The organism is Rhizobium sp. 10PS4, from assembly GCF_032464805.1.
In the GTDB taxonomy this organism is placed as follows: domain Bacteria; phylum Pseudomonadota; class Alphaproteobacteria; order Rhizobiales; family Rhizobiaceae; genus Rhizobium; species Rhizobium laguerreae.
This window is the reverse complement of record NZ_JAWDIW010000020.1, coordinates 64398-83530: the sequence shown is the minus strand read 5'-3', so window position 1 is coordinate 83530 and position 19133 is coordinate 64398. Positions and strand designations below refer to the sequence as shown.

Sequence of the window (19133 nt, the reverse complement as noted above, 5' to 3'; positions counted from 1 at the left end):
CCTGATTTTCGGCTGGGCCGCGAACAAGAAACGCCGGGGATGAATATTGAGAAAGGGCCAGTCATATGGTCAGCTTTGGCGGTATAGCCCGCAAGTTATTTGGGTCTTCGAATGACCGCCGCGTGCGGTCCTACCAGCCGAACGTCACTGCCATCAACTCTATCGAAGAGAAGACGAAGGCGCTGACGGACGAGCAGCTCGCGGCCAAGACCGCAGAGTTTCGCGCCCTGCTCGCCGAGGGCAAGACGCTCGACGACATTCTGATCCCGGCCTTTGCCGTCGTGCGCGAAGCCTCGCGCCGCGTTCTCGGCCTGCGACCTTTTGACGTACAGCTGGTCGGCGGCATGATCCTGCATTCGAATGCGATCGCCGAGATGAAGACCGGCGAAGGCAAGACCCTCGTCGCCACCCTCCCGGTCTATCTGAACGCGCTTTCCGGCAAGGGCGTGCACGTCGTCACCGTCAACGATTACCTCGCCCAGCGCGATGCCGCCACCATGGGCCGCGTCTACGGCTTCCTCGGCATGACCACTGGGGTCATCGTCCACGGTCTCTCCGACGAGGAGCGCCACTCGGCCTATGCCTGCGACATCACCTACGCCACCAACAACGAACTCGGCTTCGATTATCTGCGCGATAACATGAAGTACGAGAAGAACCAGATGGTCCAGCGCGGCCACAACTTCGCAATCGTCGACGAAGTGGACTCGATCCTCGTCGACGAGGCGCGCACGCCGCTGATCATCTCCGGTCCGCTCGACGACCGCTCCGAACTCTATAATACGATCGACGCCTACATTCCGCTGTTGGAGCCCAGCGACTACGAGATCGACGAGAAGCAGCGCTCCGCCAACTTCTCCGAAGAGGGCACCGAGAAGCTGGAAAACCTGCTCCGCCAGGCCGGCCTCCTGAAGGGCAACGCGCTCTACGACATCGAGAACGTTGCGATCGTCCACCACGTCAACAACGCGCTGAAGGCCCACAAGCTCTTCCAGCGCGACAAGGACTATATCGTCCGCAACGACGAAGTCGTCATCATCGACGAGTTCACCGGCCGCATGATGCCGGGCCGCCGCTATTCGGAAGGCCAGCACCAGGCGCTCGAAGCCAAGGAAAAGGTGCAGATCCAGCCGGAAAACCAGACGCTGGCCTCCATCACCTTCCAGAACTACTTCCGCATGTACGATAAGCTCGCCGGCATGACCGGTACCGCGCAGACGGAAGCGGAAGAATTCGCCAATATCTACAATCTCGATGTCATCGAGGTCCCGACCAACCTGCCGATCAAGCGCCTCGACGAGGACGACGAGGTCTACCGGACCTTCGACGAGAAGTTCAAGGCAATCATCGAGGAGATCCTCGACGCCCATAAGCGCGGTCAGCCGGTGCTGGTCGGCACCACCTCGATCGAGAAATCGGAACTGCTCGCCGAGCGCCTGCGCAAGCAGGGCTTCGACGACTTCAAGGTGCTGAACGCCCGCTACCACGAGCAGGAAGCCTATATCGTCGCCCAGGCCGGCGTGCCGGGTGCCATCACCATCGCCACCAATATGGCCGGCCGCGGCACCGACATCCAGCTCGGCGGCAATCTCGACATGCGCATCGAGCGCGAACTCGGCGAAGTCGAAGCCGGTCCGGAGCGTGATGCCCGGATCCGGGCGATCATCGAGGAGATCAAGGAACTCAAGCAGAAGGCGCTCGAAGCCGGCGGTCTCTACGTCATCGCCACCGAGCGCCATGAAAGCCGCCGCATCGACAACCAGCTGCGCGGCCGCTCCGGCCGTCAGGGCGACCCCGGCCGCTCGAAGTTCTACCTCTCGCTTCAGGACGACCTGATGCGTATCTTCGGCTCCGACCGCATGGACAGCATGCTGACCAAGCTCGGCCTCAAGGAGGGCGAGGCGATCGTCCATCCCTGGATCAACAAGGCCCTGGAGCGCGCCCAGAAGAAGGTCGAAGCCCGCAACTTCGACATCCGCAAGAACCTCCTGAAGTATGACGACGTTCTCAACGACCAACGCAAGGTGATCTTCGAGCAGCGCCTCGAACTGATGGAATCGACCAATATTTCCGAGACCGTTTCCGACATGCGCCGCGAGGTGATCGAGGACATGGTCGAAAAGCATATCCCAGAGCGCGCCTATGCCGAACAATGGGATGCCGCCGGCCTGAAGACCGGGGCTTTGAACATCCTCAATCTCGACTTGCCGGTCGAGGACTGGGTGAAGGAAGAAGGCATCGGCGAGGACGACATCCGCGAGCGCCTGACGGAAGCCGCCAATGCGGCCTTCACGGAAAAGGCCGAGCGTTTCGGCGACGACATCATGCATTATGTCGAACGCTCGATCGTCATGCAGACGCTCGATCATCTCTGGCGCGAGCATATCGTCAACCTCGACCATCTGCGCTCCGTCATCGGCTTCCGCGGCTATGCCCAGCGCGATCCGCTGCAGGAATACAAATCGGAGGCCTTCGAGCTCTTCACGGCGCTGCTCAACAATCTGCGCGAGGCCGTCACCGCCCAGCTGATGCGCGTCGAACTGGTGCAGCAGGCGCCTGCCGAGCCTGAACCACCGCTGATGCAGGCCCATCACCTGGATCCGACGACCGGCGAGGACGATTTCGCCCCGGCGATCTACCAGGCGTCGGAAGTCATCGTTTCTCCTGAAAACCGCAACCCGGATGACCCAGCGACCTGGGGCAAGGTCGGCCGCAACGAGACCTGCCCGTGCGGCTCCGGCAAGAAATACAAGCACTGCCACGGCGCCTTCGAGCAGGTCTGAGGCAAGCCCGCAAAGATCCGCGAAAATGCCGCCTCCGGGCGGCATTTTCTTTTCTGCGGCAATGCCGGAGAGCCGGAATTTCAGCGTCGGGCGGCAGACCCGATCCGGAACCGTTTCTTAACCCTGTTCTGTCAAGACTTCAGGGGCGATTTGCCTGACCTCAGAGTTTTGCGTGTTCATCATGGCGGTCATAGAAACAGCGGAGAAGATGCTGCCCGCGGGCCTGCGCCCGATCGGCGGCCGCACGCTGCGTTTGCTTGCTGCCGTGCTCACCGAACGCGGTGAGAGGGCGGCCGCCCAGCGCATGGCGCTGACGGCCTTTTCGATCCGTATCCTCAGCGCCGCCCTCGCCTTCGTCTCGCAGATCGTGCTCGCCCGGCTGATGGGAGAATATGAATACGGCATCTTCGTTTTCGTCTGGGTGCTGGTCGTCGTCTTCGGCGATCTCTCATGCCTCGGTTTCCACACCGCGATCGTCCGTTTCCTGCCGCAATACAGGGCAGCGGGCGCTTTCGAGGAAATCCGCGGCCTGACCGGCACGGCGCGCATCTTTGCGCTGCTGTCCGGCACGGCAGTGCTCGCAGCCGGCATGCTCGGGCTGCATTTCTTCGGCGGTATGATCCAGGTCTATTATCTCGTTCCGATCTTCATCGGCCTGCTCGCCATGCCGATGATCGCGCTCGGCGACATTCTGGAAGGCACGTCACGGGCAAACCATTGGCCGGTGATGGCGCTGAGCCCGGTCTATATCGTCCGCCCGATCCTCATCATCCTCTTCATGCTGATCGCGATTGCCATCGGCGCCGAGCACACGGCCGTCACCGCGATGCAGGCAGCGCTCGCCGCCACCTACGTCACTGCTCTCGGCCAATATGCCGCAACGCTCTACCGGCTTCGCCGGCATTATGACGACGGCCCGCGCAAGGTCGACTTCCTCGCCTGGTTCAGCGTCGCCTTTCCGATTTTCCTGATCGAGGGCGTGAGCTTCGTGCTGACCAATTCCGACGTCGTCGTCGTCGGCATCTTCCTCGAGCCGCACGATGTCGCCATCTACTTCGCCGCCGCCAAGACGATGGCGCTGGTGCATTTCATTAATTTCTCGGTCAAAGCAGCCTCCGGCCCGCGCTTTTCCTCGATCATCGCCGAAGGCGACCAAGACCAGTTGGCAGCAGCTGCCATCGACGCCGCGCGCTGGACCTTCTGGCCGGCGCTCGGGGTCGGCCTTGTCGTGCTTGCGGCCGGCCATCTGCTGCTGTCGCTCTTCGGCGGCGCTTTTACATCAGGTTATCTGGTCATGGCGATCCTGCTCGCCGGCATCCTCGCCAAATCGCTGGTCGGCCCGGCCGAAACGCTGCTGATGATGGCGGGCAAGCAGAACCTCTGCGTCGCGCTCTATGCTGGCGCACTGACGGCCAATGTCGGCCTCAACCTCGTTTTGATCCCGCATTACGGCATCGAAGGCACGGCGATCGCCACGGCCTCCGCCATGGCCGTTGAGGCAATCCTGCTGCATGTCGCCGTGCGCCGCACGCTCGGCATCGTTCTTTTCGCCTTCGCCTCCGCTGCAACGCCAGAAATGAGAGTTCGATAGATGGTGCGTGTTCCACCCGTTACCGAAAGCACCGACAGCGCCGCAAACCGCATGGTGCATGATCTCGCAGCGCTGCATTTCGAAGCGCCGCAGGCCGAGGCCCGCGCCGAGATCGGCCGGCCGGGGCGCGAGCTCTGCCTCTATCCGGGCAAGCTCGGCTATGAGCTTCAGGATGAGCTCGATTTCCTCTCCAACCGGGCGATGGAACCGAACGTCTTTTTCTCCGGCCGTTTCCTCGCCCCCGCCATGCCGCGGCTCGAAGACCGGCAGGTGAACTTCGCCCTGATCCGCGATCACAATGCCGGCCGCAGCCGCATGCGCTTCCTCTTGCCATTTTCGGTCGACAAGCCGGGCTTTGCCGTCGGCCCGTCAATCATCCGCGGCTGGTCGAACAGCTTTGGTCCGCTCGGCACGCCGCTCGTCGATGGCGAGGATGCCGCCGAAACCCTCGACAACCTCTTCGACGGGCTGACCGTGCGTGATCTCAATCTGCCCAGCATAATGGTCCTGCCGGATCTCAGGCTGAACGGGATCTTCGTGCGCATGGTCAAGGCCGTTGCGCTCAGCCGCAATCTTCCCGTCACCGTTACCAATCCATACCTGCGCCCGATGCTGCAGAGCGAGGAAGAGGCGCCGGTCTATCTCGGCAAAACCATCTCCTCCTCGCATATGCGCGAGATGCGCCGCCAGTGGCGCCTGCTGGAGGAAAAGGGAACCGCGGTCTATGCCGTCGCCCGCCAGCCGCGCGAAATCCATACCCGCTTCGAGGAATTCCTGGCGATGGAAGCCGGTGGCTGGAAGGGCAAGCGGCGAAGCGCTCTCGTCACCGATCGTTATCACACGGCATTCGCCCGCGAGGCGGTGTCGAACCTTGCCGCCGGCGATGCCGTGCGCATACACACGATCGACCTCAACGGCAAGGCGATCGCCGCCATCGTCGTGCTGATGATGGGCGGCGAGGCCTATACCTGGAAGACCGCCTACGACGAAAACTATGCCCGCTATTCGCCGGGCAAGCTGCTGATGAGCGAACTCACCGAATGGCATCTCGACGATGCCAATATCGTCCGCTCCGATTCCTGCGCCGTCTCGGATCATCCGATCATGAGCCGCTTCTGGCAGGAGCGCGAGGAGATGGGAACGCTGGTGATCGGCCTGACGCAGAACAGCGACCGCGACATGCGCCAGGTCACCGCCCAGCTTCACATGTACCGCAGCACCCGCAATATGGCGAAGATGCTGCGCGAAAAGATCATGTCGCTTGCCGGCCGGGGCTAAGCATTCCAGCAAAATGCGTAGCGGTTCTATCCTTCGCTGGCAGCCCTTTCGCGCAGCAGCCGGCGGATCACCTTGCCGGTGGTGGTCAGCGGCAATGCATCGATGAATTCCACTTCGCGCGGATATTCGTGCATCGAAAGCCGCGTCTTCACCCATTCCCTGATGTCGGCGGCCAGCGCCTCGCTTGGATGATGGCCTGGTGAAAGCACGATATAGGCCTTGACGATTTCGGTGCGCACGGCATCGGGTTTGCCGACGGCGGCGGCAAGCTGTACGGCGGGATGGCCGATCAGGCAGTCCTCGATCTCGGCGGGGCCGATGCGATATCCCGACGAGGTGATCACGTCGTCGTCGCGTCCGTCGAAGGTAATATAGCCCTCAGCGTCCTGCCGGCCGATATCGCCGGTGAGCAGCCAGCCTTTGACGAATTTTCGTTCCGTCGCTGCCATGTCGTCCCAGTAGCCGAGAAACATGACAGGATCGGGACTGGCGATGGCGATCTGGCCCGGTTCGCCGACGGGCAACTCGTCGCCCGTCTCGCTGACGATCGCAACGCGGTGCCCGGGCACCGCCCGTCCTATGGCGCCCGCCGTGGTGACGCCATAGGCAGCGCTCGACGCAAGCACGAAATTGCACTCCGTCTGGCCGTAGAATTCGTTGACGGTGATGCCGAGCGTATGGCGCGCCCATTCATAGGTCTCGCGGCCGAGCGCCTCCCCGGCCGAACCGATGGTGCGCAGCACCAGATCATATTTCGAGCGCGGATCGGACACGGACCGCATCAATCTCAGCGCCGTCGGCGGAATGAAGGCATTGCGCACCTTCATTTCGGCCATGATGCGATAAGCCATGCCGGCATCGAATTTCTGCGCCGGCGACGAAACGACGGGAACACCGAGCAGAAGGCTTGGCAGCAGCGCGTTGAGCAGCCCCCCGGCCCAGGCCCAGTCGGACGGCGTCCAGACCTTATCGCCCGGCCGCGGAAACCCCTCATGGGCGAACTGCATGCCCGGAATATGGCCGGGCAGGACGCGGTGGCCATGCAACGCGCCCTTGGGCGGCCCCGTCGTTCCCGACGTGAAGATCATCAGCGCCGGGTCGTCCAGACCAGTTTTGGCGATGTCGAAGACAGGGGGATGGCCATCCACCAGTTCGGCAAAAGCAGTCGCATCGGCACACGTCCCGTCGATGCTGACGATATGCTTCAACGCCGGCAGGCGTCCGCGGATCTGCCGGATGCGTTCGAGACCAAAGCCGTTGGTGACGACGGCCGCGGCACCTGCCGCCTTCAGCCGATATTCCAGCGCCTCGACGCCGAAGAGCAGCGCCAGTGGCAGCGCAATCGCGCCGGTCTTGTAAATCGCCACATGTGCGATCACCGTTTCGAAGGATTGCGGCAATAGCAGCGCGACGCGATCGCCGCGTTTGATATCTAGTGAGACGAGCGCATTTGCGAAGGCCGAGGAACGATCGGCGAGCGCGCGATAGGTCATCGCACGGTGATCGCCGTCGGGGCTGAAATGCTCAAGGCAGACGCGCTCCGGATCTCTCGCGGCCCAGTCGTCGCTGACGGCGCGGCCGATATTGAAATCCTCCGGAATCCGCCAGGAGAAATCGCGATAGAGATCGTCATAGCGATCGTGGGACGGCAGTTGCATGGTCGGATTCCGGTAAAATGCTGCATCAGCTAACATCTTGCGGCGCTGATGTGCAAGCTGCAGCCGGAATCGACAGCGATGAGCCTCAGAAGGCGATCACGGATCATTGTGCGCATGCAGCATAGATTCTTCATCTGCCGCCCTGCGACTTTGGCCATCTCGCGCTAAATCATGGAAAGCCGCCTGGGGTTATCAAATTCATCACGGAGCCGTTTCATGGAATACGCAAAATTTGGCAAGACCGGTCTCGAAGTGTCGAAAATCTGCTTGGGCTGCATGACCTTTGGCGATCCCGGCCGGGGCAATCATGCCTGGAGCCTCAGGGAAGAAGAAAGCCGGACGATGATCAAGCAGGCGATCGACCTCGGCATCAATTTTCTCGACACCGCCAACACCTACTCCAATGGTTCCTCGGAGGAGATCGTCGGCCGGGCCATAAAAGACTTCGCCAAACGCGAGGACATCGTGCTGGCGACCAAGGTGTTCAACCGCATGCGGCCGGGCCCGAACGGCGCCGGCCTGTCGCGCAAGGCGATCTTCGACGAGATCGACAACAGCCTGCGTCGCCTCGGCACCGACTACGTCGATCTCTACCAGATCCACCGCTTCGACTACACGACGCCGATCGAGGAAACGCTGGAAGCGCTGCACGACATCGTCAAATCGGGCAAGGCCCGTTATATCGGCGCCTCCTCCATGTATGCCTGGCAATTCGCCAAGGCGCTTTACGTCTCCAGACTGAACGGCTGGACCGAATTCGTCAGCATGCAGGATCACCTGAACCTGCTCTACCGTGAGGAGGAGCGCGAAATGCTGCCGCTCTGCGAGGATCAGAAGATCGCCGTCATCCCCTGGAGCCCGCTTGCCCGCGGCCGCCTGACTCGCGACTGGGACGAGACGACGGCCCGCAGCGAAACCGACGAATTCGGCAAGACGCTCTACACCCAGTCCATCGATGCCGACCGCAAGATCGTCGGGGCCGTGGCCGAAATCGCCAAGGCCCGCAACATCTCCCGCGCCCAGGTCGCAACCGCCTGGATCCTGCAGAAGAATGCGGTGACCGCCCCGATCATCGGCGCGTCCAAACCGAACCACCTCACGGACGCCGTTGCCTCGCTCTCGGTCAAGCTTACCGACGAGGAAATCGCTGCACTGGAGGCACCCTACATCCCGCATGCCATCGCCGGCTTCAAGTAGCCGCTGGCTTCTCGGTCCTCAGGCACATGCAAGATAGATCCCTCTCCACGTGGAGAGGGAGATCGAAACCAGCGCCATTCGCGACTGAGATTATGTCTGGCTTTCAGGATCGAGCTGCCGGCGCATCGTCACCAGAAACTGCTCGGCAAGCGCTCTGTCTTCGACAGCACGAGCAAGAATGACGGCACCCATCATCGATGAGAGTGTCGTCGTCGCATTGGCGCGGCGCTCCTCTTCCGTTTCCCCGGGAACGATATCGGCAAGCGTGTCGACCAGCACAGACAGCCCATCGCTGAAGACCGCGCGGACCGCGCCGCGGCTGCGGCTGACTTCCTGGATCAGCGTTGCAAAGACACAGCTGCCGCCCGGATCGTCAACCGTGCGCCAGTGGATATAATGATCGAGAAGCGCTGCCAGCGGCCGGTCCGGCGATTCGGCGATATGCTCCTTCCAGCGCGTCTCGACCTTGTCGATCAGCTTGCGGCTGACCTCAAGCGCCAAGTCGTCCTTCGAACCGAAATGACCGTAAAAGCCGCCATGCGTCAGCCCGGCCGCCTTCATGATGTCGGCAACGCCGACCCCGTCGAAACCGTTTTCGCGGAAAAGCACGCCGGCAACGCTCAGGATCTTTTCGCGGTTCTCGGCAAATTTTTCGCGGCTGACCCGCATTTGTCATCTCCAGAAATAGTCGCTTGACAAAATATATGACGTCCATCATCAATACGCAAGAAATATGATGACCATCATGTAAATCGGTCCTGTATTTCCCGAACCTGAATTCAACCGGAATCTTGCCCATGGTTTCCACCGTCCTCGCCTCCACCCTTGCCCGGCGCAACATCCACTACGGCTGGGTCGTCGTTGCCGCGACCTTCCTCACCATGCTGGTCACCGCCGGCGCCATGGGCGCACCCGGCGTGCTCATAAAGCCGCTGCAGGACGAGTTCGGCTGGGAGACCTCGCAGATTTCCTCGGCCCTTGCGATCCGCCTGATCCTGTTCGGTTTCATGGGTCCGTTCGCCGCTGCCTTCATGAATTATTTCGGCGTGCGCAAGGTCATCGTCTTCGCACTGGCGCTGATCGGCGCGGGCTTCGTCGGTTCGCTGTTCATGACGACGCTGTGGCAGTTGCTGCTGCTCTGGGGCATCGTCGTCGGCTTCGGCACCGGCCTGACGGCGATGGTGCTCGCCGCGACCGTCTCTTCCCGCTGGTTTACCAAGCACCGCGGCCTCGTCGTCGGCATGCTCTCGGCAAGCTCGGCCACAGGCCAGCTCGTCTTCCTGCCGCTGATGGCGGAGCTGACGGAACGCTACGGCTGGCGCTCGACGGTGTTTTTCGTCTGCGCCATGATCATGGTCGCAGCCCTTGCCGTGCTGGCTTTCATGCGCGACCGCCCGGCCGACCTCAACCTGCCCTCCTTCGGCGAAACGCAGGTAACGCCGCCGCCGGCAAGCACCTCGCTTGGCGTCGCGCTGATGACACCGATCACTGTCCTCAGAGAAATCTCGAAGACCTCGACCTTCTGGATCCTCTTTGCCACCTTTTTCATCTGCGGCCTCAGCACCAACGGCCTGATCCAGACCCATTTCGTCACCCTTTGCGGCGATTTCGGCATCGTGCCGGTGGCCGCCGCCAGCGTGCTGGCTGTCATGGGCATCTTCGATTTCTTCGGCACCATCGGTTCCGGCTGGCTGTCCGATCGCTTCGATAATCGCTGGCTGCTGTTCTGGTATTACGGCCTGCGCGGCCTGTCGCTGCTCTACCTGCCCTTCAGCGATTTCAGCTTTTACGGCCTCTCCATCTTTGCCGTCTTCTACGGCCTCGACTGGATCGCGACCGTGCCGCCGACCGTCAAGATCGCCGCCGACCGCTTCGGCCCTGAAAAGGTCGGCCTCGTTTTCGGCTGGGTCTTTGCCGGCCATCAGCTGGGAGCCGCGACTGCCGCCTATGGCGCCGGCCTCTCGCGCACGGAGCTTTCGAGCTACCTACCCGCCTTCTTCGTCGCCGGTGCCTTCTGCCTGCTGGCCTCGATTCTGGCGATCACGCTGAAGAAGTCCGGCCTGAGCAGCCCGGCCCCCGCCGCCGCCCATTGATATCAGACGGGATCCGGCCTCCAGCGAAGCCGGATCTCTCTACCGGATCAGTCCGATAACTTCGTTTGCCCGTCTTGCGCGTCCGGGCGCTCGCATGTTAGACAGCCGCCCGTTCATATCCGTTGCCCCATTGGCGGAATTGGTAGACGCGCTCGACTCAAAATCGAGTTTCGAAAGAAGTGCTGGTTCGACTCCGGCATGGGGCACCAGCCTACGCTCTGCGAGCAAGCCGAAGAGAGCAGCTAAGCGGAGGCTGTCGCGCCGTAGTTCCGTCAGGAATGAAGGCGGACCGGTTCTATAATGCTCCGGTTAGCTGCACCATCATCTCAAATGGCTAGCCTGGCTCAAAGAACCGATGGTCCTACGGAACGAATTTCGCATCTAAGCGAAGCTTACTTATTCTTCAGCAGCCACATCTTGCCGGCCATCGTGATGCCGTAGACGTCTTTTGATGCGTCGTCATCCAGGTGCCGCCTTTCGAGAAAACCCGGCTCCTTCAACTCGCCCAACGTCTTGGCAGTGACCGACTTTATTTTCTGAGGCCGCTCTTTCCACCGGTCAGTTTTGGCGTAAGTCACTGTCGCGTTCTCGTGCGTCCATTTATTGGCTGGCTGAGGATAAAGGTCTCCATCCCTGGCGAGTTTAAGTGCGGCGATCTGGGACGGCGTAAGCTCAATCATTCTAAAAAATCCTGTGCGGGCGGTGTTTGCGCTAGGAATGCGCTTTTACCAAAGGCGTGCTCATAACACCGACAGACGACTTTCACCACTGCATTGAGATATTCGTGCCACGAAAGGCGAAAACCCGGCTCGTCGGAACCGGGCTTCGCCCTTATCGCATATTTTTTCGTTAGTAGCAGCGCCGGACCGTCCTGGTGACCTCGCCTTCGTCGGTCTGTCGGGTGACGCTCCTGGTTTCGCAGCCATTATCGCGATAGCGGCGGTGCCCACGTTCGCGCACGGCACCGAAAGTGACGCCACGTTCGCTGATGGTGATGCCGGGTCTTACCCGCTCGTGGCGATAGCCATCGTCATAGGAACTCTCTGACATAAACGCTGTCGGCAAGAACAGGCGCTGCAAACGAGCAGGCGGCAAGGGCCGCCACAGTACAGTTCAAGATGATCTTCCGCATGCCGTTTCTCCTTTCTTGATGAAAAGGCAACGAGACAAGACGCAGGTGGTTCCAACATCGGTGACGGCCGGATGGTGCCTTGAACGACGTCTGCGCCTCACTAGCCAGGATTGAGAACAAAGGCCTCAAACTGTAGCCCATCCCCCAAATCAACTGTTTAATTTTGCTCGCGCTTCGTCCAAAGTGGCCGCCGCGATCACAAGAGAGGGCGGACGTGCATCAGGAAGTAGGACTTATCGCGACGGTCGCCGTCAGTTTCGTTTTCGCGGCGATCCTGGGCTATGGCGCCGACCGGCTTCGGCTGCCTCCACTCGTCGGCTACCTGATGGCGGGCATCCTGATGGGGCCGTTCACGCCGGGCTTCGTCGCCGATACCGCCCTTGCAGGCCAGCTCGCCGAAATGGGCGTCATCCTGCTGATGTTCGGCGTCGGCCTGCATTTTTCCGCCTCCGACCTGCTCGCCGTGCGCGGCATCGCCGTGCCTGGCGCGATCGGACGGATTATCCTCGCGACCCTCTTGGGCATCGGCCTTTGCAAACTCTGGGGCTGGAGCCTCGGCGCCGGCATCGTCCTCGGTCTCAGCCTGTCGGTGGCGAGCACTGTCGTGCTCTTGAAGGCGCTGGAGGAGCGCAATCTCGTCAACGCGGCAAGCGGACGCGTCGCCGTCGGCTGGCTGATCGTCGAGGATTTGGTGATGGTGCTGGCGCTGGTGCTGCTACCGGCCCTCGCAGAGCTTCTGGGCGGCAACGCCAGCACTACGACCAACCACGGCCTCGGCGACCTGCCGCTGGCGCTGACGATCGGCCTGACGCTGCTGAAGGTTGCGGCCTTCGCCGCCATGGCGATCTTCCTCGGCCCTCGCATCGTGCCCTGGCTGCTGACGATGATCGCCCGCACCGGCTCGCGCGAACTCTTTACGCTGACGGTGTTGGCGATCGCACTCGGCATCGCCTTCGGCTCGGCGGCAATCTTCGGCGTCTCCTTTGCACTCGGCGCTTTTTTCGCCGGCGTCGTCATGAGCGAATCCCAGCTCAGCCACAGGGCGGCGGCCGACTCGCTGCCGTTGCAGAATGCCTTCTCCGTGCTGTTCTTCGTCTCCGTCGGCATGCTCTTCGATCCCTCGATCCTGGTGCGCGAGCCGCTGGCCGTGATCGGCGCGCTGGCGCTCGTCGTCCTCGGCAAGGGCATCATCACCTTCCTCATCGTCATGCTGCTCAGATATCCGATCAGCATGGGACTGACATTAGCCGGCGGCCTTGCCCAGATCGGGGAGTTTTCCTTCATCCTCGCCGGCCTCGGCGTATCGCTCGGGCTTTTGCCGCATGAGGGTCAGGATTTGATCCTGGCTGCCGCGATCCTGTCGATCACACTCAACCCGATCGTGATCTTCGCAACCGACGGCCTGAAGAAAGTTATCCATTCGAGGTGGCCCTCCCTCTGGGAGAGCTACGGCAGAAGCAGGCAGAAGGCGCTCGGCAAAGAACTGGAAAAGATCAGGGCGCTCGGCGAAGAGCGCGAGCGCCAGCATCAACTGAAGATGCAGCAGCTGATCGAGACTTTCCCGCTGTTCTCCCAAGTCAACGAGGACGCGCAAGAGGAACTGCTGCTGCTCTTCAAGGCGAAATCGGCGCCGCCCGGCGAACGCGTCATCCGCCGCGGCGACCGCGGCGACAGCATGTATTTCATCTCTTCGGGTGCGGTGGAAGTGCGGCTCGCCAGCGGCGCGATCCGCCTGGAGCCGGGAGCTTTCTTCGGAGAAATGGCACTGCTGACCGGCGCACGGCGCACCGCCGACGTCATTGCCGTCGATTTCTGCCAGTTCGAGGTTCTCGAACGGCGCGACTTCAACATGTTCATGTCGCACCACCCACATCTGCGCGCCGCCGTTAGCGAAATGGCCCAGAAGCGGACGGAAATGAACGTCCTGCGGCAGCAATGGGAAAAGTCGATGGACCTGTCCTGAAAAGGAAGCCGCAGCTCCCGACGGAGCTGCAGCGTTTCGGCAAATAGTGGACTACTTGTCAGGGCAGGCTTCGCTGGTCGTCGTGCCGCTGTTGCCGCCTTGCGTCTGAAGCGACTCACCGCTCGGTTGGTCCGGGCAATTCGCCTTGTTCATCGGCATGTTCATCGAACTGGCGGAGCCATTGTTCGTCGTGCTGTTCGTTGCATTCGGATCCAGTGGTACCGTCGTGCCGCTGCCGCTGTTGCCGGTGCTGTCATATTCCGAGCTGCTCGGCGTATTGGCGCCGCTGTTGGTCGGAGCCTGCGGCGGGTTGGCCTGTGCGAAAGCCGACGTCGCCATGCCAAGGGCGAGCAGCGAGGCGGCAGCAAGTTTCATCCGCATGGGAATATCCTCCTCGGGATTTGTTGATCATGAGAAGGAAACCATGCAGTCAAGCCGTTGTTCCGACAGGCGTCGGGATTAAGTACCCGGACGCGCGGCGCCGTAAGCGTGATTGCCTCAGCCCGCCGGCCAATAACCATCGGCGCGGAAATCGTCCGGGATTGGGTCGAGCCGCGACAACGCCTCGGCTGCGAAGTCGATCTGTAGCGACAAGTGTTTGAGAGAGGCCAGCATCGGCACGCCGGTCGCGAATTCCCGGATGCGGGACAGATGATAACCGCTGTCGTCGATCCGTCGCGCGGCCTCCCGGCGCACGTCGTCTCTGCTCGGTCCACGCCCCTTCTCGGACCGGTCATCCATTTGCACGGCCCGCCCACGGCCACCTTCGATCACTTTGAACATTCTCATGCCGCCCTGCACGTCGACCCTAAATCAGCTTGCCGCAGAATGGCCGATTCGCAATCCCGTGAAATCTTGGGAGAGGTGCTGACACCCGTCATCACGAAATTTTTTTGACGGCGGTGGCACGAAGGACACGGACGAGCATTTACAGCGCCGCGCACGGCCCCTAAAGCTCTTTTGCACTGCAACAGGAAGGAAACGGAATGCTCCGCAGACTTTACGACTGGACCATGTCTCTGGCCGCACGCAAATCGGCCGAAATCTGGCTCGCCGTCATCGCCTTCGTCGAAAGCTCCGTCTTTCTCGTTCCCGCCGACGTGCTGTTCCTGCCGATGGCGCTTGCCAGGCCGGAACGCTCCTATCGCTACGCGCTGGTCGCGACCGTCGCTTCCGTACTCGGCGGCATCGCCGGCTGGGCGCTCGGCTTTTACGCCTATGAGACGGTGGCGCGGCCGGTGCTCGAATTTTACGGCAAGCTCGATGCCTTCGAGCAGATGAAGGCCTATGTCACCTACGAGTGGATCCTGCTGCTGCTTGTCACATCAGGTCTTGCGCATTTGCCGCCGATCAAGATCGTGACGATCCTGTCCGGCGTCATTCACGTCAATCTGGGCCTTTTCATTGTTTCGGCGATTATTGCACGCGGCGCGCGTTTCCTCTTCCTCGCATGGCTGCTGCGCCACTACGGCGAGCCGATCCGTGACTTCATCGAGAAGCGCCTCGGCCAGATCGTTGGCATCGGTGCCGCTACGGTGATCGTGCTATATGTCGGCTACCGCTCTTTCGCTCACTAGGCGAGGATGATTTTCGGCCGAACAGGCCTAAAATCAATCCGCATCTCATGCTCTACTAAACTCGCGGAGCTCCGCCATGACTATTTCCTCGCCGCTCGCCCGCCCCGGCTTTGTCTATTCCATGTTGCTCGCCACCGGCATGGCGGCGGCCGTCGGCACGGCGCTCGGCTTCCAGTATATCGGCGGCTATATTCCCTGTGCGCTCTGCCTGTTGCAGCGGCAGCCCTATTATTACGCTATCCCGATCGCGATCCTGGCCGCAATCTCCGAGCTCGTCGGCCTGCCGAACTGGATCACCCGGGCGCTCATTCTCGCCGCCGGCATCCTGATGCTGGTGACGGCAGGCATGGGTGTTTATCACGCCGGTGTCGAATGGCACTTCTGGCCGGGCCCGGCCACCTGCTCGACGACGGCAAGCAGCATGACGACCAATGCCGGCGATCTGCTTGGTGAGCTCAACACCATCAAGGGCCCGTCCTGCACCGATGCGGCGCTGCGCGTGCTCGGCCTGTCTTTTGCGGGCTGGAACGTGATTGCCGGAATCCTGCTCGCAGCCTTCGCCTTTGTCGGCGTTCGCAAGGCCGCCTCGTAAAATTATGCAGCATTCGAATGGGCTGCAGCGTCCTTTGCGCCTCTGAAAGGACGCGCGGCGCTGCAGGCCGTTCGATCAGGGCTGCAGTTCGGTATCCCAATAGAGATAGTCGAGCCAGCTTTCATGCAGATAGTTCGGCGGGAACAGCCGGCCGTTATTGTGCAGATCCTGCACCGTCGGCTGGTAGGGCTTCTGCGCCGGAAACATGGCTGCCTGCTTCGGAAGTTTGCTGCCCTTGCGCAGATTGCAGGGCGAACAGGCTGCCACGACATTCTCCCAGGTCGTCTCGCCGCCATGGGCGCGCGGGATGACGTGGTCGAAGGTCAGGTCGTCATGGGCGCCGCAATACTGGCATTCGAACCGGTCGCGCAGGAAGACGTTGAACCGGGTGAAAGCGGGATTGCGGGAGGGCTGAACGTAAGTCTTCAGGCACACGACGCTCGGAAGCCGCATCGAAAAGCTCGGCGAGGAAACCGAATGTTCATATTCTGCAATGATGTTCACACGGTCGAGAAATACCGCCTTGATCGCGTCCTGCCAGGACCACAACGACAAGGGGTAATAACTCAGTGGCCGGTAGTCAGCGTTCAGGACGAGCGCCGGCAGGGCCTGTGGGGAGACTGCAATCGTCAAGGGACTCTCCTGATCGATTCGGCATCTGCACCTGTATATTAGGCCGGTTGTTACAGGATTGTGAAGTCCAATAAATTCAGAGGATAAAGGCATTTTGAAGAGTGTTGCCGATCAGCCGATCGGCACCCCGTCACGGCGCATCTTCGTGGCGTAGTAGGCCCAGAAAAGCCGTGCCGCCACCGAGCGCCACGGCGACCAGACTGCCGAAAGCTCAGCAAGCATCTTCGCCTGCGGCCGTGCGGCAAGACTGAATGCGGTCCCGACGGCATTCTGCAGCGCGACATCGCCGGCCGGGAAAACATCGGCATGACCGCCGCAAAACATCAGATAGACCTCTGCCGTCCACGGCCCGACACCCTTCAGCGCGGTCAGTTCGCCAAGCGCCTCGGCCGGCGGCTTCAGGCAGAGCCCGGAGAGATCGAGACGGCCGGAAGCGACCGCTTCGGCAATCCGCGACAGCGTCTCGGCCTTGGCGCGCGACAGACCGAATTCGCGCCACGCCTCGGCGTGAAGCAGTGCGTAGCCTTCGGCCGTCAGCGAACCGTCCGCCGGCAGCATGCGCCGCCAGATCGCCTCGGCGCTGGCGCGCGATACCATCTGCGAGACGATGATATGGGCAAGACCGGCAAAGCCTGGCTCGCGCAATCGCAGCGGAATGGGTCCAGCGTCGGCGACGATCGGCACAAGACGCGGATCGAGGCGAAGCAGCGCTTCGAGCCCCTGCCTGACGTCATCGTCGTTGCGGATGATCTGCACATTGCCTCGCAGTGGTTCAAAAGCCGAATCCATGGCAGAAGAAAGCATGACCACGAGTGAGCGTCAAAAACCTGTCTTTCGTTTTGCGCCGAGTCCCAACGGACCGTTGCATCTCGGCCATGCCCTCTCGGCCCTTCTGAACCGCGACATGGCAGAGGCCGAACAAGGCCGCCTGCTGCTGCGCATCGAGGATATCGACCAGACCCGCTGCACGCCCGAGTTCGAGGCCGGCATCCTGAGGGATCTCGAATGGCTTGATATCAGCTGGGAAAGCCCGGTGCGGCGCCAGTCGGAACATTTTCCCGAATATCAGGCGGCGTTGCACGCTCTGATCGAGCGCGGGCTGGTCTATCCAGCTTTTCTGACGCGCGGCGAGGTGAAGGCGCGCGTCGTCGCCTACGAGGCAGCGGGTGAATCCTGGCCGCGCGATCCCGACGGCGCCCCGCATTATCCCGCAAGTGATCGCGAGCGTCCGGCAGACGAATGGCGGGACATGCTGACCTCGGGGAAGAAACATGCCTGGCGGCTCGATATGCGCAAAGCGCTCGACCTGATCGGCGAACTGCTGTTCTGGACGGAAACCGGCGACGGCAGGACAGGCGAGATCGCCGCCGAGCCCGACGTCTGGGGCGACGTCATCCTGTCGCGCTCGGATGCGCCATCGAGCTATCATCTTTCCGTGGTCGTCGACGATGCGCTGCAGGGCGTCACCCATGTCGTGCGTGGGCTCGACCTCTTCCACGCCACATCGGTGCACCGGCTGTTGCAGGTGCTGCTCGGCCTGCCGCAGCCGGTCTATCACCATCATCGTCTCATTCTCGGCGCGGATGGCCGCAAGCTTTCGAAAAGCCAAGGCGACACCGGCCTTGGCGAATTGCGCGCCCAGGGCATGTCAGGGGCGGATATTCGCCGCCTTGTCGGGCTCTGATTGCCTTTCGACACGCTCTCTGCCGACGATCGAAAGCGTGTGCGAAAACATCCGGAAGACGCGGAACTTGATCAGCGCTGCATTGATCTCCGCCCCGATGATGAAGATGACGCCGACCATGTAGAGGAAGATCAGCACGATCATGACAGAGGCGAGACCGGCATAGGTTGCGGTATAATTGGCGAAGGTCGCGAGATAATAGGCAAAGATCAGCGCGCCGGCGAGCCAGAGAAGCAGCGTCAACAGCACGCCGGGAATGACGTCGAAGACCCGCCGCTTGCCGGCCGGCAGCCAGAGATGCATGACCAGCAGTCCGACGGTCAGAACCACCAGCGTACCGTAGATGCGCCAGCTGAAGACGATGTCGAGCGTATCGGCAAACAGCGGAAACCAGCCGCGCGCATAATCGAGCGCCAGCGGCAGGGCGACCAGCAGGATGCTGATCGCCGCGAAGATGAAGACCGCGATCAGCACGTAGCCGAGGCTGGCGAGACGCGTGAAATACCAGGGCCGTGTTTCCTGTACCCGGTAGGCGCGGTTGAGCGAGATGCGCAGCGCCTCGACGCCGTTCGAGGCGAAATAAGCGGCGGCCAGCACCGAGATCGTCAGCAGTCCGCCGCGCGGAATGGTCAGCACCTGCAGCACCTGGTCGGCGAGCGGCTTGGCGATCGCCTCGGGCCAGGTGTCGAAGATCAGATGGATGGCCGTCGAGGAAAATTGATCGGCGCCAAGGAAGCTTGCAAGCGCGGTGCCGAAGATCAGGAAGGGGAAAACCGCAAGCAGGCTCGACAGCGCCACGTGGCTCGCCATCGCAAAGCCGTCGTCCTCGACCATATGACAGATCGCGTCATAGACCACGTCGTAGATCGTGCGCAGCACCTTCGGCATTCCGTCTCCGGCTTTCCAGATTGTATCCTCTGGCCGAATATGGGAAACGAGTCCCATTTTGTAC

17 protein-coding genes, 1 tRNA gene and 1 pseudogene are annotated in these 19133 nt (G+C 61.7%); 10 read left to right on the top strand and 9 right to left on the bottom strand.

The features are described from left to right. The first annotated feature begins 65 nt into the window (after positions 1–65). The 3 genes from secA to RWJ89_RS30880 all read left to right on the top strand — a co-directional run bounded on the left by secA (position 66) and on the right by RWJ89_RS30880 (position 5652). Entirely contained in the window at positions 66–2783 is a 2718-nt protein-coding gene (gene secA, locus RWJ89_RS30890; protein WP_316031933.1) for a preprotein translocase subunit SecA, read from the top strand. 181 nt (positions 2784–2964) lie between these two features. Continuing rightward, positions 2965–4374 carry an oligosaccharide flippase family protein gene (locus tag RWJ89_RS30885; protein WP_316031932.1) on the top strand — a complete coding sequence of 470 codons (1410 nt, stop codon included), beginning with the start codon at positions 2965–2967 and terminating at the stop codon, positions 4372–4374. Continuing rightward, on the top strand, positions 4375–5652 hold the full coding sequence (locus RWJ89_RS30880; protein WP_131663297.1) for a GNAT family N-acetyltransferase: 1278 nt from the start codon (positions 4375–4377) through the stop codon (positions 5650–5652). A gap of 26 nt (positions 5653–5678) precedes the next feature. Here the strand turns inward: RWJ89_RS30880 and RWJ89_RS30875 are convergent, their stop codons facing one another. Then, positions 5679–7310 (bottom strand): AMP-binding protein, encoded by a 1632-nt coding sequence (locus tag RWJ89_RS30875; protein WP_316031931.1) that lies wholly within the window; start codon positions 7308–7310, stop codon positions 5679–5681. Positions 7311–7526: 216 nt separating this feature from the next. Here RWJ89_RS30875 and RWJ89_RS30870 point away from each other — a divergent pair, with 216 nt between their 5' ends. Next, a complete protein-coding gene (locus RWJ89_RS30870; RefSeq protein WP_131640803.1) occupies positions 7527–8507 on the top strand; it encodes an aldo/keto reductase in 981 nt (326 codons plus the stop codon). A gap of 90 nt (positions 8508–8597) precedes the next feature. Here the strand turns inward: RWJ89_RS30870 and RWJ89_RS30865 are convergent, their stop codons facing one another. Further along, entirely contained in the window at positions 8598–9176 is a 579-nt protein-coding gene (locus RWJ89_RS30865; RefSeq protein WP_011653696.1) for a TetR/AcrR family transcriptional regulator, read from the bottom strand. Positions 9177–9304: 128 nt separating this feature from the next. Here RWJ89_RS30865 and RWJ89_RS30860 point away from each other — a divergent pair, with 128 nt between their 5' ends. Both RWJ89_RS30860 and RWJ89_RS30855 read left to right on the top strand, forming a co-directional pair. Beyond that, on the top strand, positions 9305–10600 hold the full coding sequence (locus tag RWJ89_RS30860) for an MFS transporter (RefSeq protein ID WP_062941157.1): 1296 nt from the start codon (positions 9305–9307) through the stop codon (positions 10598–10600). 124 nt (positions 10601–10724) lie between these two features. Further along, positions 10725–10809, top strand: a tRNA-Leu gene (locus tag RWJ89_RS30855). Between the two features lie 183 nt (positions 10810–10992). Here the strand turns inward: RWJ89_RS30855 and RWJ89_RS30850 are convergent. Then, positions 10993–11280 carry a hypothetical protein gene (locus RWJ89_RS30850; RefSeq protein WP_003543268.1) on the bottom strand — a complete coding sequence of 96 codons (288 nt, stop codon included), beginning with the start codon at positions 11278–11280 and terminating at the stop codon, positions 10993–10995. A gap of 169 nt (positions 11281–11449) precedes the next feature. After that, positions 11450–11732, bottom strand: a pseudogene (locus tag RWJ89_RS30845) (hypothetical protein). A 214-nt stretch (positions 11733–11946) separates the two neighbouring features. Here RWJ89_RS30845 and RWJ89_RS30840 point away from each other — a divergent pair. Beyond that, a complete protein-coding gene (locus tag RWJ89_RS30840; RefSeq protein WP_131663294.1) occupies positions 11947–13695 on the top strand; it encodes a cation:proton antiporter domain-containing protein in 1749 nt (582 codons plus the stop codon). 51 nt (positions 13696–13746) lie between these two features. Here RWJ89_RS30840 and RWJ89_RS30835 read toward each other — a convergent pair whose 3' ends face one another. Together RWJ89_RS30835 and RWJ89_RS30830 are read right to left on the bottom strand one after the other, a co-directional pair. Further along, positions 13747–14076, bottom strand: a complete 330-nt coding sequence (locus tag RWJ89_RS30835) for a hypothetical protein (protein ID WP_077977751.1) — start codon at positions 14074–14076, stop codon at positions 13747–13749. Positions 14077–14193: 117 nt separating this feature from the next. After that, a complete protein-coding gene (locus RWJ89_RS30830; RefSeq protein WP_077977752.1) occupies positions 14194–14484 on the bottom strand; it encodes a hypothetical protein in 291 nt (96 codons plus the stop codon). Between the two features lie 197 nt (positions 14485–14681). Here RWJ89_RS30830 and RWJ89_RS30825 point away from each other — a divergent pair, with 197 nt between their 5' ends. Then, positions 14682–15272 carry a YqaA family protein gene (locus tag RWJ89_RS30825; RefSeq protein WP_065281419.1) on the top strand — a complete coding sequence of 197 codons (591 nt, stop codon included), beginning with the start codon at positions 14682–14684 and terminating at the stop codon, positions 15270–15272. Between the two features lie 76 nt (positions 15273–15348). After that, positions 15349–15864: a disulfide bond formation protein B gene (locus RWJ89_RS30820; protein ID WP_077977753.1), complete on the top strand. Its 516-nt coding sequence runs from the start codon at positions 15349–15351 to the stop codon at positions 15862–15864. 75 nt (positions 15865–15939) lie between these two features. Here the strand turns inward: RWJ89_RS30820 and RWJ89_RS30815 are convergent, their stop codons facing one another. Next, on the bottom strand, positions 15940–16497 hold the full coding sequence (locus RWJ89_RS30815; protein WP_020051813.1) for an HNH endonuclease: 558 nt from the start codon (positions 16495–16497) through the stop codon (positions 15940–15942). Between the two features lie 111 nt (positions 16498–16608). After that, positions 16609–17301 carry a DNA-3-methyladenine glycosylase family protein gene (locus tag RWJ89_RS30810; RefSeq protein ID WP_316031935.1) on the bottom strand — a complete coding sequence of 231 codons (693 nt, stop codon included), beginning with the start codon at positions 17299–17301 and terminating at the stop codon, positions 16609–16611. Here RWJ89_RS30810 and gluQRS point away from each other — a divergent pair. Next, complete coding sequence (gluQRS, locus tag RWJ89_RS30805) at positions 17300–18181, top strand: tRNA glutamyl-Q(34) synthetase GluQRS (RefSeq protein WP_077977755.1); 882 nt, start codon at positions 17300–17302, stop codon at positions 18179–18181. The genes RWJ89_RS30810 and gluQRS overlap by 2 nt on opposite strands. On the opposite strand, the gene RWJ89_RS30800 is transcribed toward gluQRS, so the two are convergent. Continuing rightward, entirely contained in the window at positions 18146–19069 is a 924-nt protein-coding gene (locus RWJ89_RS30800) for a YihY/virulence factor BrkB family protein (protein WP_316031930.1), read from the bottom strand. The two genes, gluQRS and RWJ89_RS30800, sit on opposite strands and share 36 nt — an antisense overlap. Between the last annotated feature and the right edge of the window lie 64 nt (positions 19070–19133).

Excerpts from the sequence above, each read along its gene's own strand:
- secA (WP_316031933.1), top strand. The coding sequence starts at position 66 with ATGGTCAGCTTTGGCGGTATAGCCCGCAAGTTATTTGGGTCTTCGAAT.
- RWJ89_RS30885 (WP_316031932.1), top strand. The coding sequence starts at position 2,965 with ATGGCGGTCATAGAAACAGCGGAGAAGATGCTGCCCGCGGGCCTGCGC.
- RWJ89_RS30880 (WP_131663297.1), top strand. The coding sequence starts at position 4,375 with ATGGTGCGTGTTCCACCCGTTACCGAAAGCACCGACAGCGCCGCAAAC.
- RWJ89_RS30875 (WP_316031931.1), bottom strand. The coding sequence starts at position 7,310 with ATGCAACTGCCGTCCCACGATCGCTATGACGATCTCTATCGCGATTTC.
- RWJ89_RS30870 (WP_131640803.1), top strand. The coding sequence starts at position 7,527 with ATGGAATACGCAAAATTTGGCAAGACCGGTCTCGAAGTGTCGAAAATC.
- RWJ89_RS30865 (WP_011653696.1), bottom strand. The coding sequence starts at position 9,176 with ATGCGGGTCAGCCGCGAAAAATTTGCCGAGAACCGCGAAAAGATCCTG.
- RWJ89_RS30860 (WP_062941157.1), top strand. The coding sequence starts at position 9,305 with ATGGTTTCCACCGTCCTCGCCTCCACCCTTGCCCGGCGCAACATCCAC.
- RWJ89_RS30850 (WP_003543268.1), bottom strand. The coding sequence starts at position 11,280 with ATGATTGAGCTTACGCCGTCCCAGATCGCCGCACTTAAACTCGCCAGG.
- RWJ89_RS30835 (WP_077977751.1), bottom strand. The coding sequence starts at position 14,076 with ATGCGGATGAAACTTGCTGCCGCCTCGCTGCTCGCCCTTGGCATGGCG.
- RWJ89_RS30830 (WP_077977752.1), bottom strand. The coding sequence starts at position 14,484 with ATGAGAATGTTCAAAGTGATCGAAGGTGGCCGTGGGCGGGCCGTGCAA.
- RWJ89_RS30825 (WP_065281419.1), top strand. The coding sequence starts at position 14,682 with ATGCTCCGCAGACTTTACGACTGGACCATGTCTCTGGCCGCACGCAAA.
- RWJ89_RS30820 (WP_077977753.1), top strand. The coding sequence starts at position 15,349 with ATGACTATTTCCTCGCCGCTCGCCCGCCCCGGCTTTGTCTATTCCATG.
- gluQRS (WP_077977755.1), top strand. The coding sequence starts at position 17,300 with ATGACCACGAGTGAGCGTCAAAAACCTGTCTTTCGTTTTGCGCCGAGT.
- RWJ89_RS30810 (WP_316031935.1), bottom strand. The coding sequence starts at position 17,301 with ATGCTTTCTTCTGCCATGGATTCGGCTTTTGAACCACTGCGAGGCAAT.
- RWJ89_RS30800 (WP_316031930.1), bottom strand. The coding sequence starts at position 19,069 with ATGCCGAAGGTGCTGCGCACGATCTACGACGTGGTCTATGACGCGATC.